The sequence below is a fragment of the Halomonas elongata genome, assembly GCF_029081005.1.
Classification (GTDB): Bacteria; Pseudomonadota; Gammaproteobacteria; order Pseudomonadales; family Halomonadaceae; genus Halomonas; species Halomonas elongata_B.
This window is the reverse complement of record NZ_JAJQTQ010000006.1, coordinates 151,342-165,879: the sequence shown is the minus strand read 5'-3', so window position 1 is coordinate 165,879 and position 14,538 is coordinate 151,342. Positions and strand designations below refer to the sequence as shown.

The 14,538-nt window shown below is 64.4% G+C and carries 10 protein-coding genes; 4 read left to right on the top strand and 6 right to left on the bottom strand.

The window, feature by feature from the left end:
* Nucleotide 1: 1 nt before the first annotated feature.
* Nucleotides 2–1,384, bottom strand: a complete 1,383-nt coding sequence (locus LU493_RS06770) for a PLP-dependent aminotransferase family protein (protein ID WP_275287029.1) — start codon at nucleotides 1,382–1,384, stop codon at nucleotides 2–4.
* Between the two features lie 131 nt (nucleotides 1,385–1,515).
* Between LU493_RS06770 and LU493_RS06765 the strand changes: the two genes are divergently transcribed.
* Nucleotides 1,516–2,673, top strand: a complete 1,158-nt coding sequence (locus tag LU493_RS06765; protein ID WP_275287028.1) for an MFS transporter — start codon at nucleotides 1,516–1,518, stop codon at nucleotides 2,671–2,673.
* Nucleotides 2,674–2,743: 70 nt separating this feature from the next.
* Here LU493_RS06765 and lolA read toward each other — a convergent pair whose 3' ends face one another.
* On the bottom strand, nucleotides 2,744–3,373 hold the full coding sequence (lolA, locus tag LU493_RS06760; RefSeq protein WP_275287027.1) for an outer membrane lipoprotein chaperone LolA: 630 nt from the start codon (nucleotides 3,371–3,373) through the stop codon (nucleotides 2,744–2,746).
* Between the two features lie 111 nt (nucleotides 3,374–3,484).
* Nucleotides 3,485–6,634 (bottom strand): DNA translocase FtsK, encoded by a 3,150-nt coding sequence (locus tag LU493_RS06755; RefSeq protein WP_275287026.1) that lies wholly within the window; start codon nucleotides 6,632–6,634, stop codon nucleotides 3,485–3,487.
* A 405-nt stretch (nucleotides 6,635–7,039) separates the two neighbouring features.
* On the opposite strand from LU493_RS06755, the gene aat reads away from it, so the two are divergent.
* The 3 genes from aat to infA all read left to right on the top strand — a co-directional run bounded on the left by aat (nucleotide 7,040) and on the right by infA (nucleotide 8,893).
* Entirely contained in the window at nucleotides 7,040–7,777 is a 738-nt protein-coding gene (gene aat, locus LU493_RS06750) for a leucyl/phenylalanyl-tRNA--protein transferase (protein WP_275287025.1), read from the top strand.
* 30 nt (nucleotides 7,778–7,807) lie between these two features.
* Nucleotides 7,808–8,545 carry an arginyltransferase gene (locus tag LU493_RS06745; RefSeq protein WP_275287024.1) on the top strand — a complete coding sequence of 246 codons (738 nt, stop codon included), beginning with the start codon at nucleotides 7,808–7,810 and terminating at the stop codon, nucleotides 8,543–8,545.
* Nucleotides 8,546–8,674: 129 nt separating this feature from the next.
* Entirely contained in the window at nucleotides 8,675–8,893 is a 219-nt protein-coding gene (gene infA / locus LU493_RS06740; RefSeq protein WP_013332816.1) for a translation initiation factor IF-1, read from the top strand.
* Between the two features lie 143 nt (nucleotides 8,894–9,036).
* On the opposite strand, the gene clpA is transcribed toward infA, so the two are convergent.
* The 3 genes from clpA to LU493_RS06725 all read right to left on the bottom strand — a co-directional run bounded on the left by clpA (nucleotide 9,037) and on the right by LU493_RS06725 (nucleotide 14,270).
* Entirely contained in the window at nucleotides 9,037–11,316 is a 2,280-nt protein-coding gene (gene clpA, locus LU493_RS06735) for an ATP-dependent Clp protease ATP-binding subunit ClpA (RefSeq protein ID WP_275287023.1), read from the bottom strand.
* Nucleotides 11,317–11,454: 138 nt separating this feature from the next.
* Nucleotides 11,455–11,820: an ATP-dependent Clp protease adapter ClpS gene (gene clpS / locus LU493_RS06730; protein WP_275287022.1), complete on the bottom strand. Its 366-nt coding sequence runs from the start codon at nucleotides 11,818–11,820 to the stop codon at nucleotides 11,455–11,457.
* Nucleotides 11,821–12,035: 215 nt separating this feature from the next.
* The gene (locus LU493_RS06725; RefSeq protein ID WP_275287021.1) at nucleotides 12,036–14,270 is read right to left on the bottom strand and encodes an NADP-dependent isocitrate dehydrogenase; all 2,235 of its coding nucleotides are present in this window, start codon (nucleotides 14,268–14,270) and stop codon (nucleotides 12,036–12,038) included.
* Nucleotides 14,271–14,538 lie beyond the last annotated feature (268 nt).

The following is a 14,538-nucleotide window of genomic DNA, read 5'->3' as shown; positions in this document are numbered from 1 at the left end:
CTCAGAGCGGTGCGGTCAGGAAGTCCACCGCTCTGGCGTCATTGGTATAGGCCACGTTGATCCGCAGCCAGGGCGAGTCGTCGACGTCGGGCAGAAAGACCTGGCCCGGCGACAGGCGTATGCCTTGCCGGCGTGCCCGCGCCACCAGTTCGCCGGATGACGCGACAGCCGGGTGGCGCACCCACAGGAACATGCCGCCCTGGGGCGTGGCGTACATGTCCCAGCCACCCTCTCGCACCAGCTTAATGGCGGTGGCCATCTGCCCGGCGAGCCTGATCCTCAAGCGTTCCATCAGCTTGCGATAGGCGCCATTCCGCAACAGGGCCGCCACCACCTGCTCGGCGAACGGTGAGGTCGCGATGTTGCTCAGCATCTTCACGTCGACCAGCGGCTTGAGCAACTCGGGGGGCGCGGCGATGAAACCGACGCGCAGCGAACAGGACAGGCTCTTGGAAAAGGAGCCCACGTAAATCACCCGGCGTATACCGTCCAGTGAGGCCAGTCGGGACGAGGGGGCGTGCTGGAAGTCGGCGTAGATGTCATCCTCGACGATCCGCATGTCGTGTCGTTCGGCCAGCTGCAGCACGCGATGGGCCACGCTCGGACTCAGCGTGGTACCGGTCGGATTGTGGAAAACGCTGTTGCAGAAGAACAGTTTCGGTGAGTACCGCTGGAGCAATGTCTCGAGATGTTCGGGATCCGGCCCCTCCGCCGTGCGACGCACCCCGACGATCCTGACACGATGCAAGTGCAACAGGCCGAACAGGTTGTAATACCCCGGCGTCTCGACGAAGACGGTATCCCCGGGGCGCAGCAACCAGCGCACGATGATATCGAGGGCCTGGCTACCCCCACCGGTCATGAGCAGCTGGTTGGCATCGACATCGATGGCCAGCCGTCTCAGCCGCTCCTGTATCAGGGCACGCAGTTCCGGCGACCCGAGCGGCGTGCTGTAATCGAAGAGACCGCTCGACGATCCCCGCGTCACCTGCCGCACGGCATGAGCGAACGCTTCCTCCTCCCGCCAGTCACCGGGCAACCAGCCGCACCCCAGCTTCAGGGAATCGCCCTCATCCTGGAACTGGTTCCACATCTCGCCCGACACATCCGCCATGCCACTGCGCGCGCCCTGCTCGTCCGCGTCGATGACGCGTTCGGCGACATAGAACCCCGAGCCCGGCCGGGAGTGAACCCAGCCCAGGGCGACGAGCCGCTCGTAGGCCTCGATGACGATGTTGCGGCTGACCCTCAATTCCGAGGAAAGGCGTCGAATCGACGGCAAGCGTACACCGCTTGTCCCGTGGCGTGCGATCCAGTCCCGGATACCTTCGGTCACCTGCTGCACCAGCGGCCCGCCCTCGTCCGGATCGATCTGCAATTGCATAGTCCCTTCCTCCATCCACCGTTCCGGAAAAATCCTGAACAGTGCCCGCAAAATCGTTCGTGAGTGTCCCTTATCCGCTGCGGGCATCGGTGAGAGCGTGGCAACGGTCAACGCCACCTTCGGGAACTCCCATGCGCTCTCTCAATGCCTGGCGACTCGCCTTCGCCCTTTGCATGATCACCAGTGCCGTCAATCTCCAGGCGCCCTACTACGCGGCTCTCGCCGCCCATGATGGGCTCGGCGTCGGTGCTACCTCGCTCGCCTTCGCCGCCTATGTGGTCGGCATCCTGCCGGTACTGATCCTGCTCGGCGGCCTTCCGGATCGAGTGGGTCGGCGGACACTGATCATGGCCGCACTGTGCCTCTGCGGTATCGCCACCACCTTGACCCTGGTCGCGCCCGGCGTCACCAGCCTGGGTATCGCCCGCCTGTTGATGGGCATCGCCGCCGCCCTGACCTCGATATCGGCTCCCGCCTACATGCTAGCCTTATTCAACACCTCGGACAGCCGGCGCCCGACGAACTGGGTCACGGCCAGCACTTCTCTCGGCTTCGGACTGGGCGCGGCCGTGACCAGTGCCTTCCTGCTCCATGAACCGAGCCTGACGCCCCCCAGCCTGGGGGCGTATCTGGGCATGGCAGGGCTCGCGCTGATACTGCTGCTGGGCCTCGAGGACGCATCGAACGAGGCACCCCGCCGCGCTCCTTTCCTGCGACTTCCCGCCTATCCGTCGGGCAGCCTGCCGTTCGGCCTGTCGATTCTGTTGGCCTGGGCCACCGTGGGGTTGGTCATCGCCATTCTCCCCGCCACACTCGACCGGCATGGCCTGTCCGACTGGTCCGGGTTCGTGACCCTGGGCATCTGCAGCGGCGGCGTGCTGTTCCAGCCCCTGGCCAGGCGCCTGACGTCGGTAACATCCGTTCGGCTCGGCCTGTCCATCCTCCCGCTGGCCTATACGCTGATTGCCTGGGGCGCCCTCGCGGGCAGCCTCGGCAGCGTCCTGGCCGGAGCCCTGGCAGCCAGCAGTGCCTGCTACGGTTTCATCTATCTCGGCGGCCTGAGCGGAGTGCTCGATGCGGCCGACGGTCAACATTCCCGTGCCAGCGCCGGCTTCTTCCTGATGGCCTACATCGGCTTCAGCCTGCCGGTCGTGGTGACCGGCACCCTGGTGGACCTGTTCGGTCATGTGACGGCCCTGACGCTGTTCGGCATCGTCCTGCTTATCTCGACACTCGCACTGAATCGACACCTCGCATGCCAGCCCCGTCGTCGCTGCCATGCGACCTGACAGGATCGGCAACGACATCGCCCCCGCCGGCTGGACCCGACGGGGGCGATGAGGAAGCGGACGATGCGACTCAGGGGGATTCGCGAATCACATCGGTGTCCTCGGGCAGCTCGATCGAAAAGCGGGAATCCGACACTTCGACATTCTGCTGTGCATCATCGAACTCGATGGCGGTGCGCTGTCCCGTGCTGTCGGTCATCTGCAACCGGCCGAGCGTCTCGCCGTAGAAGGTCATCTTCAAGGACTCGAACAGAGTATCGGCATCGCGCGGCGTCAGGGTAAAGGTTTCCGCGGTCCCTTGTTGCGAGCGCGTCACCTCGTAACTCTCGGTGAGCTCGTCGGTGCTGCCGGACAACAACAGTGCCGGTGTGTGGGTCACTCGCTCATCGAGCGCCTGGATCGTGGCCTGCTGAAGATCGGGATCGTAGAGAGTGACGTCCTCTCCGTTCGACACCACGATCTGCTCATAGGGTGCATCCACTTCCCAGCGGAAGCGTCCCGGACGCGCCAGCCACATTCTTCCACTCGCTTCCTGGAGTTGCTGCCCCCCGCTGTCGAGAATCTCCTGGTCGAAATCGGCCACATAGGTCTTGACCGGTTCGAGCATGCGCGTCAGCCGCTCGGCACCCTCGTCGGCCACCGCAGAGAGCGGTGCCAGGGCCAGCAGGGCGCCGGCGGCGAGGCTCGTTTTCACTATCATATCATCTTCTCCCTGAACGGGTCCGTGATGGCTTCCTGTGGCATTCGGACCCCGGCAGTCCGGACGAGTTGCACGCTCGCCCGACCTTGCATGGTGCTTGCACGATGCGGCTCAGTCGCCGACGGGCGGCGGCGCCAGCACCTCGCGGGCGCCGTTGGTGCCCATGGTCGAAACCACGCCGGCCGACTCCATGGATTCGACCAGACGCGCGGCACGGTTGTAGCCGATCTTGAAGCGGCGCTGTACCGCCGAGATCGAGGCCCGCCGACTCTCGGTGACGAACTGCACCGCCTCGTCGTAGAGGGCATCCTGCTCGGCATCACCGCCATCACCGCTGCCCTCGGCCTCCAGGCCGGCCAGGGCATCGGCGGACACGCCGCCGGACAGGATCTCGTCGATATACTCCGGTTCACCACGTCGCTTCCAGTCCTCGACCACCCGGTGCACCTCGTCGTCGTCGACGAAGGCACCATGTACCCGGGTGGGCATGCCGGCCCCGGCAGGCAGATAGAGCATATCGCCATGCCCCAGCAGGTTCTCGGCGCCGCCCTGGTCGAGGATGGTGCGCGAATCGACCCGGGACGAGACCTGGAAGGCCATGCGAGTGGGAATGTTGGCCTTGATCAAGCCGGTCACCACGTCCACCGAGGGACGCTGGGTCGCCAGGATCAGGTGGATACCGGCGGCCCTGGCCTTCTGGGCCAGGCGCGCGATCAGTTCCTCGACCTTCTTGCCGACGATCATGAACATGTCGGCGAATTCGTCGATCACCACCACGATATAGGGCAGCTTCTCGAGCACCGGCGGCGCCTGGTGCATTTCCCAGGGCTGCGGCTCCCACAAGGGATCGGCAACCTGGGCGCCGGCACGCTCGGCCTCGTCGAGCTTCTCGTTGAAGCCGGCGATGTTACGCACCCCCATGGCAGCCATCAGCTTGTAGCGACGCTCCATCTCGGCGACGCACCAGCGCAGGCCATTGGCGGCTTCCTTCATGTCGGTGACCACCGGCGCCAGCAAATGCGGGATGCCGTCGTAGACCGACAGTTCCAGCATCTTGGGATCGACCATGATCATGCGCAGCTCGTCCGGCTGGGCCTTGAGCAGCATGGAGATCAACATGGCATTGACCCCCACCGACTTGCCCGACCCCGTCGTCCCGGCCACCAACAGGTGCGGCATCTTGCCGAGATTGGCCACCACGGCCGCACCACCGATGTCCTGGCCCAGGGCCACGGTCAGCGCCGAGGCCTCGTGCTGATAGCGATCGGAATCGATCACCTCACGCAGCCGGATCATGGCACGGTGGGGATTGGGAATCTCGATACCCACGGTGGGCCGCCCGGGAATCACCTCCACCACCCGGACGCTCTTGACCATCAGCGAGCGTGCCAGGTCCTTGGCCAGATTGCTGATCTTGGAAACCTTGACCCCCGCCGCCGGCTTGATCTCGAAACGCGTGATCACCGGCCCCGGCCAGGTGTCGACCACCTCGGCCTTGACGCCATACTCGCGCAATCGCGTCTCGAGCAGTTCGGCCATCTCGGTCAACTGCTCGTCGGTGTAATTGGGCTGGTGCGGTTCCGGGGGCGTCAGCAAGCGCAGGCTCGGCAGCTCGCCATCCGGCTCGGAGAATTCCTCGAACGAAGGGCGCTGGTTCTGCAAGTGTTCCACGGTCCAGAGGGCGGGCCCCTCCTCGTCGGCGGCGTCTCGCGCCTGGTCGGCAGTCGCGACCCGCGGCGCATCACCGTCAGCCTCGCCGAACGCCCTGGCCGACGCCCCTTCTTCCATCGTCGACACCGACGGTGATGGGGGGGCTGTCGCTTCAGTCATTCCGGGCTCACCGCCAACGGATCCGCCGGTTGCTTCCCTTGGCGCGTCGGCCGATGCAGGACTCGGCGACACCGGCTCATGGGACGTCCCGCGCGACGGCGCGTCATCGCCAACAGGCCTGCTTCCGGAAGATGGTGAGGCGGGCGCCGACGGCATGCTGGACGGGATCTCGTCGTCATCCGGCAATATCGGCTCGGGCACGGTTTCGGGTACCCGGCGCGTCGTCTGCGTTTCAGGCGGCGACGAGGGCTCGCTCACCGGCTCGTCCGGCGTTTCAGCCCCCGAGGCCCCCTCTTCCCGGGCCGAGATCGACGGCGCACCGGAAGGCGCCTCGTCGGACGGTGGCGCAACGAATGCCGAAGCCCGAGGGGACGGACGTTCACTGGGTTCCTGCTCGGCCGTCGGAGTCGACAACGATGTATTGCCCGGCGACAGCGAGACGGTCGGCTCCCTGGGCCCCTCTGACGCCTGAGCGGTATACGCCGCCTCAGGGCGCTTGGCCGAGGGCGTGCGATCGGGCACCTCCCAGGGAATCTCGGTCTTGCCGTCATCGCCGAATCCAGGATCGCGACGGCCCGCGCCTTCCAGTACCGGCGACTCACCGCTGTCGAGTCCCGGTACCAGGCGTCGCCACCAGGCCCCGCGCCGTGATGGTTCGCCCTCGTCGTCCGCCGCCTTTTCCTTCGTCGCCACGTCGGTATCGGACGACGATCGCTGGCGGCTCGCTCGTCGCGGCTCGGGCGATGCGCTTTCGGCGTCGGGCGCCTCGCGCTTCAGCGCGAACCGGCTCGATGCCCAGCGCCACAGCACCACAGCACGCAGCCCCAGCTCGTCCATGATGGTCAACCAGGACAGGCCCGTGAACAGTGGCATCCCGCACAGCATGGCGGCCAGCGCCAACAGCGAGGTCCCGCCACTGCCCAGCATGGGCAGCAAGGCCCCGACCAACCCTTCGCCGAGGATCCCCCCCGCGGCATAGGGCAAGGGACTGTCGGGACGATAGAAGTGCAAGGCCCCCAGTGTCGTGGTGCCCAGCAGCAACAGCACCAGTCCGCCACAACGAACGGCCAGCAAGGTGGCATCCCACTCGAAGTTCACCTGTCGCGAACGCATCAACCACCAGGCGGCAAACCCGAGCATGGCGGGCCACCACAAGGCACTGGCACCAAACAGTGAGTACAGCACATCGGCGAGCCAGGCCCCGAAGGCCCCCATCCAGTTGGCGACCTCCGTCTCCGGCCCACTTCGCGACCACCCTGGATCGCCGGCATCGAAACTGAACAGGGCCAGCAGCAGAAACACACAGGCTGCCAGCAGCAGGATCACCACGCCCTCGCGTGCCGACCCCTGCAGACGCAGGCCGAAGCGCCTGGCCGTTTCCTTGGCATTCGCCGCACGACCGTGCGACGCGGACTTCTTCTTGGCTGTCAAGCGGCCATCCCCTTGCGCCACATGGCGTCTTCCAGATTCCACAAAGGCCAATCATACCAGCCTGGCCGCACCGTCACAGGGGCCCGGAACCAATGCAGCAGGACACATCGACGGATCAGCCCGAGCGACAACGTTTAACTGCGATAGCCCCGCACCAGGGCCCAGGGCTATCGCAACTGAATCTGGCGAGGGGCGCCGGGGACATGCCGAAGAGGGGGTCCGATGCCATGGATGGCATCGGTAGCGCCCAGGGAAGGGTTCACAGCGCCCCCTCGCAGGCCTGTCGACGGATCAGCCCGAGCGACAACGTTTAACTGCGATAGCCCTGCACCGGGGCCTCGATGGCTTGAGTGGCGCCCCGGTGCCCGTCACACTATATCGTCCCAACGCAAGGAACGATCCCGCATGCTCCCCTGGCTGCCCGAGCGTCCCATCGGCTTCCCCCCGGTCGACACCGCCCTGGATGAACCCGGCGGCCTGTTGGCCGCAGGCGGCGACCTGAGTCCGGCCTGGCTGCTGGCCGCCTATCGACGCGGCATCTTCCCCTGGTACAGCGAGGGTCAGCCGGTCCTGTGGTGGAGCCCGGACCCCCGCATGATTCTCTTGCCCGGGGAGGTCCGGATACGACGCAGTCTCGCCAAGCGCCTGCGCAATGGCGGCTTTCGCATCACGGCCGATACCGCCTTCGATGCCGTGGTCAGCGCCTGTGCGGCCCCCCGTCGCGACCACCCCGGGACCTGGATTACCGACGAAATGCATGCGGCCTACGGCCGACTCCACGATCTCGGTGCGGCGCATTCGGTAGAAGTCTGGCGCGATGGCGTCCTGGTGGGCGGTCTCTACGGCGTCGCCCTGGGCCCCGTCTTCTTCGGCGAGTCGATGTTCTCGCGCGTGGCCGACGCCTCCAAGATCGCCCTGGTGGCGCTGGCCAGAAGCATGGCCCGTGGAGGCGGGCGCCTAATCGACTGTCAGATGCATACCGCCCACCTGGCCAGCCTGGGGGCCCGGGACATCGCCCGGGCCGAGTTCATCGGCTATCTTGAACAGTGGCTGGGTGATATGCCGGATGACGAACATCACCTGGAATCGAATGCCATCACCCCACCGACCTGGTCGTTCACACGGCTCGGCGAGACACCATGACGGAGCCACGGACGAGAGGAGACGGCAGCCTTGAGCAGTAACACTCCGCGGCAGCCGATACGCGACCTGCGTTTTTTTCTGACCGTGCCGCACTCATGCAGTTACTTGGAGGATCGCGAGGCGACCACGCTGTTTCTCGATCCCCAACAATCCCCGGGAAGCGGTGTCTATGATGCCCTGACGCTGCTGGGGTTCCGGCGCAGCGGTCATCATCTCTACCGCCCCCACTGCGAGGGATGCCGTGCCTGTATCTCGGTACGCATTCCGGTGGACGACTTCGCGCCGAGTCGTACCCAGCGCAAGCTCATGCACCGCAATGCCGATTTGAGCGAACACGTGCGCCCCGCCACCTTCGATGCCGAGCACTACTCGCTCTATGCCCATTACATTCGCACGCGGCACAGCGACGGTGACATGTATCCGCCAAGCTATGAGCAATATCGCACTTTCCTGACCCTGGACCAAGACTACGCCAAGTTGCTCGAATTGCGCCTCGGCGATCGACTGCTGGCAGTCTCCGCCTTCGACCAGCTCGAGCACGGCCTGTCGGCGATCTATACCTTCTTCGACCCCGCCAACCAGTTCGAGCGCCGTTCCCTCGGCACCTATGCGGTGCTGGCACTGGTGGAGCGCGCCCGTCAGCTCGGGCTCCCCCACGTCTACCTGGGATACTGGATCCAGGAATGCCGCAAGATGGCCTACAAGCAGAATTTCCGGCCCCTGGAACAGCTCGATGGCCGACACTGGCGACGCCTGATCCTCGATTGAGCGGCCTCACCTTTTGCCTTGACGGGCGGCATGCGGCACAATATCGCGCTATCCTTATCGGCATGGCCGGCTTTCCGCCGAGTATCGTGCCGCTTGTTTGTTCGTCATCACCAGCGAGGAATCGCCTATATGGCACGCGAAGACCATATCGAAATGGAAGGCGTCGTCGTCGATACCCTTCCCAACACCATGTTCCGGGTCGAACTCGAGAACGGACACGTGGTGACCGCTCATATCTCGGGCAAGATGCGCAAGAACTATATCCGCATCCTGACCGGCGACAAGGTCAAGGTCGAGCTGACCCCCTACGACCTCTCCAAGGGGCGTATCGTCTACCGCTCCCGCTGAGGAAACGCCCGGGCCACCCCTGACGCGTCTACGCTCGCCGGTCGGCAGCCCTTCTCCTGCCGGCCTTGGTTGCCGGCCCCGGAACGAAAGACGCCCCGTCCGAAGACAGGGCGTGGGGTCATGGGAACGAGTGACGCGCCACCTCAGGGCGCGTCGGCCAACTCCGATTCCGATGCCAGGTGCAGTTCGTCGTCCTCGACGCTGACATGCACCACGCCACCGTGTTCGGCCAGTTCCCCGAACAGGATCAACTCGGCCAATGGCTTCTTGAGCTTTTCCTGGATCAAGCGGGCCATCGGGCGCGCCCCCATGTCCGGATCATAACCGCGCTCGGCCAGCCAATCGCGAGCCGCCTCGTCTACCTCGAGCTGCACGCGCTTCTCATCCAGTTGGGCCTGGAGCTCGACCAGGAACTTGTCCACCACATTGCGCACCACCTCGGTGGGCAGGGAATGGAACTGGATAATGCCATCCAGGCGATTCCGGAACTCCGGCGTGAAGGTCTTGCGGATCTCTTCCATGGCATCGGTGGAATGATCCTGAACCTGGAAGCCAATGGAGCGACGCGTGGTCAACTCGACGCCGGCGTTCGAGGTCATGATCAGGATCACATGGCGAAAATCCGCCTCGCGCCCATTGTTGTCGGTCAGCTTGCCATGGTCCATGACCTGCAGCAGCAGGTTGAAGACCTCGGGATGCGCCTTCTCGATCTCGTCGAGCAGCAGCACGCAATGCGGCTGTTTGGTGATCGCTTCGGTCAGCAGGCCGCCCTGGTCATAGCCGACGTAGCCCGGCGGCGCACCGATAAGCCGTGACACCGTATGGCGCTCCATGTACTCGGACATGTCGAAGCGCACCAGGTCGATGCCCATGATGTGCGCCAGCTGGCGAGCCACTTCCGTCTTGCCGACCCCGGTCGGACCGGCGAACAGGAAGCTGCCCACCGGCTTGTCTGGCGACTTGAGTCCGGCCCGGGACAGCTTGATCGCTGCCGACAGGCTGTCGATGGCCTCGTTCTGGCCGAACACCAGCATCTTGAGGTCACGGTCGAGGTTCTCGAGCAGCTTGCGATCCGAGCTGGAGACGCTCTTCGGTGGAATCCGTGCAATGGAGGCCACCACCGCCTCGACCTGATCCACGTCGATGCAATCGACCCGCACTTCCGGCGGCAACAGGCGTTGGTGTGCACCCGCCTCGTCGATGACATCGATGGCCTTGTCCGGCAGGAAGCGATCATTGATGTAACGATCCGCCAGTCGCGCGGCCGTCTCGAGCGCCTCGTCGGTATACTTGAGCTGATGGTGTTCCTCGAAGCGCGAACGCAGCCCCTTGAGGATGCGCACGGTGTCATCCACCGAAGGCGCCATGACATCGACCTTCTGGAAGCGGCGCGCCAGCGCCCGATCCTTCTCGAAGATGCCACGGAATTCCTGGAAGGTCGTGGACCCGATGCAGCGCAGTTCCCCCGAGGAGAGCAGCGGCTTGAGCAGGTTGGAGGCATCCATCACGCCCCCCGATGCGGCACCGGCACCGATCACCGTATGGATCTCGTCGATGAACAGGATGGAGTTGGGCTGCTTGCGCAGCTCGGCCAACAGCCCCTTGAGGCGCTTCTCGAAGTCGCCGCGATACTTGGTGCCGGCGAGCAGCGCCCCCATGTCCAGCGAATAGACCACGGAATCACCGATCACGTCGGGCACGTCCTCTTCGACGATACGCTTGGCCAGCCCCTCGGCAATGGCGGTCTTGCCGACGCCGGCTTCGCCTACCAGCAAGGGGTTGTTCTTGCGTCGGCGCGCCAGGATCTGCACGACCCGCTCGAGTTCATGATCGCGACCGATCAACGGATCGATCTTGCCGATGCGCGCCTGCTCGTTGAGATTGGTGGCATAGCCGGTCAACGGATTGCTGCTGGTCTCGCTGCCGGCCTCCTCGGCTTCCTCGGCATCGGGCGATGGCGAAGAAGAAGCATTGTCGTCGTGCCCGGAAACCTTGGAGATGCCATGGGCGATGTAGTTGACGGCATCCACCCGGGCCACGTTCTGCTGCTTGAGGAAGTAGACCGCCTGGCTCTCCTGCTCCGAGAAGATCGCCACCAGCACATTGGCACCGGTGACCTCACTCTTGCCGGAAGACTGCACATGAAAGACGGCACGCTGCAGCACCCGCTGGAAGCCAAGCGTCGGCTGCGTCTCGCGATCCCCCTGGTCCTCGGGGATCAGCGGCGTCGTGGAATTGATGAAATCCTGCAGGTCGGACCGCAGCTTGTCGATATTGGCCCCGCAGGCCTTGAGCACATCCGCCGCGGAGGCGTTATCCAGCAGAGCCAGCAGCAGGTGCTCCACGGTCATGAACTCGTGACGCTTTGAACGCGCTACGGTAAAGGCCGTGTTGAGGGTCAGTTCAAGTTCTTTGCTCAGCATGGCAGTCCCCTTCTCGCCGCTTAGGGCTTGCGTCGGATCTTTCTCGGTCCGGCATCATCAACATCGGGTACAAATGGCAACGTTGCAAGTGACCTCACCAACGTTATTTCGCCATCGGCCCCTGGACCATGCCGATGCTCAATCGTCCGTCGCTTCGATGTCGCACAGCAACGGATGCTGGCACTCTCGTGCATATTGATTGACCTGGTGGCTTTTGGTTTCCGCGATATCCCGGGTAAAAATGCCACAGGTGGCCTTGCCCTGGGTATGTACCGCCAGCATGACCTGCACCGCAGTCTCGCTGTCCATGTGGAAGAAGGTCTGCAGTACCTCGACAACGAACTCCATGGGGGTGAAGTCGTCATTATGCAAGACCACCTTGTACATCGGCGGATGCGCCAGCTCCGGCTCGGACGACTGCACCGCAACATCGCCGTCGCCCTCTTCATCCGGCTCCGAGGGCCGCGTCATCCCGGCTCGGTACGGGGCCAGGCGGTCCGCCATCCCACTCTCCTCTCTTTTGAACATAAGCACCACTTCGCTTCTCGACAAGCCGCCGTCGACGCCCCTCGACGGATATTGGACGTCATCGGCGCACGCGGGTTCATCGCGGGCTCTTCACCCTGCTATAACGCTGTGCGTCCCTCAATGCAACGGCCCCGCCATTGAATCAGGCGGGGCCGGGACACCTTGGTACCGATGACAAGAGCCGGACTGGATCAGCGCCTGGCCACCAGCTCCAGGGCAGCATTGAGGGTTTCGCTGGGGCGCATCACGGTATCAGCCAGCTTGCCATCGGCATGATAGTAGCCACCGATCTCCATCGACTGCCCCTGGACACCATTCAGTTCCTCGACGATGGTGGCTTCCTTGCCTTTCAGTTCCTCGGCGAGCTTGCCGAACAGTGCCTTGAGCTCGGCATCCTCGTCCTGGGCGGCCAGTGCCTCGGCCCAGTACAGGGCCAGATAGAAGTGGCTGCCGCGGTTATCCAGCTCGCCGACCTTGCGCGACGGCGACTTGTTGCTGTCGAGGAACTTGCCATTGGCCTCGTCCAGCGCCTTGGCCAGCACCCGGGCGCGGGCATTGTCGAAGGTCTTGCCCAGATGCTCCAGGGAAGCGGCCAGGGCCAGGAATTCGCCCAGGGAATCCCAGCGCAGGTGGTTCTCCTCGAGGAGCTGCTGGACGTGCTTGGGCGCGCTGCCGCCGGCCCCGGTCTCGAACAGGCCGCCGCCGTTCATCAACGGCACAATGGAAAGCATCTTGGCGCTGGTACCCAGTTCCATGATCGGGAACAGGTCGGTCAGGTAATCGCGCAGCACATTACCGGTCACCGAGATGGTGTCCTCGCCCCGGCGGATCCGCGCCAGCGAGAATTGCATCGCCTCCATCGGCGCCATGATACGGATATCGAGGCCATCGGTATCGTGGTCCTGGAGGTAGGCCTCGACCTTCTTGATCAGCTGCGCATCGTGGGCGCGCTCGGCATCGAGCCAGAACACTGCCGGCGCACCGCTTTCGCGGGCGCGGGTCACGGCCAGCTTGACCCAGTCCTTGATCGGGGCGTCCTTGGTCTGGCACATGCGCCAGATATCACCGGCCTCGACCGGATGCTCGAACAGCACCTTGCCGGCCGCGTCGGTGACGCGTACGGTGCCATCGGCCGGGATCTGGAAGGTCTTGTCGTGGGAGCCGTACTCCTCGGCCTTCTGGGCCATCAGGCCAACATTGGGCACACTGCCCATGGTGGTCGGATCGAAGGCGCCATGCTGCTTGCAGTCATCGATGACGGCCTGGTAGATACCGGCATAGCAGCGATCGGGAATCACCGCCTTGGCGTCGTGCAGGGCATCGTCGGCGCCCCACATCTTGCCGGAATCGCGAATCATCGCCGGCATGGAAGCGTCGATGATCACGTCACTGGGCACATGCAGGTTGGTGATGCCCTTGTAGGAATCGACCATGGCCAGGCGTGGACGCTCGGCATAGAGCGCCTCGATGTCGCTCTCGATCTCGGCCCGCTTGGCCTCGGGCAGCCTGGCGATGGTGGCGTAGAGATCGCCGATGCCATTGTTGGCATCGAAACCGACCTCCTCCAGGGCATCGGCATGCTTGTCGAGCACGTCGCGGTAGAATTCGTTGACCACCATGCCGAACATGATCGGATCGGAGACCTTCATCATGGTCGCCTTGAGGTGCAGGGAGAACAGCACGTCCTGCTGCTTGGCATCGGCGATCTGCTCGGTGACAAAGGCACTCAGGGCCTTGCGGCTCATGACCGCGCCGTCGACGACCTCGCCGGCCAGCACTGGCGTCTGTTCCTTGAGCACGCTGGTGCTGCCGTCTTCGCCGATCAGCTCGATCTTGACCGCGCCATCGGCGCCGATCAGGGCCGACTTCTCGCTGCCATAGAAGTCACCTTCGCTCATGTGGGCGACATGGGAGCGCGAGTCGGCCTGCCACCCGCCCATGCGATGAGGATACTTGCGAGCGTAGTTCTTGACCGAGCGCGGCGCACGACGGTCGCTGTTGCCTTCGCGCAGCACCGGGTTGACCGCACTCCCCTTGACGCGATCGTAGCGGGCCTTGATGTCACGCTCGCCGTCGCTGCTCGGCTCGTCGGGATAATCGGGCAGCGCATAGCCCTGGCCCTGCAGCTCCTTGATGGCCGCCTTGAGCTGCGGCACCGAGGCACTGATGTTGGGCAGCTTGATGATATTGGCTTCCGGGGTCTTGGCCAGCTCGCCCAGCTCGGCCAGGTGATCGCCCAGTTGCTGCGCCTCGGAGAGGTAATCGGGGAATTGCGAGATGATACGCCCGGCCAGGGAGATATCACGGGTCTCGACGGTGATGCCGGCGGAATCGGTGTAGGCATCGATGATCGGCAGCAGGGAATGGGTCGCCAGGGCCGGCGCTTCGTCGGTCAGCGTATAGATAATCTTCGGCGTTTTCGACATGTTGGCGTAGATCTCTCTGGTCACTGCGGTGCATGAAACGGGAGTCGGTAGCGCTCGCTCACGATGTCTGGACGACAGGAACCATGGTGAGAACAGCCCGGCACAGCAGTCGCAAGGAGGCATCGGCCATCCCTCGGGGCTGATCACGCCAGATCCAGAAATGACGAGGGCGCTCCGGCGAGCGAGGCGCAGTATATCAGCCTGCCGCCAGCAACGCATGAACCCGGATCAGAGAGGATCCCTGCCATCCCGACGCCGTGACCGGTAA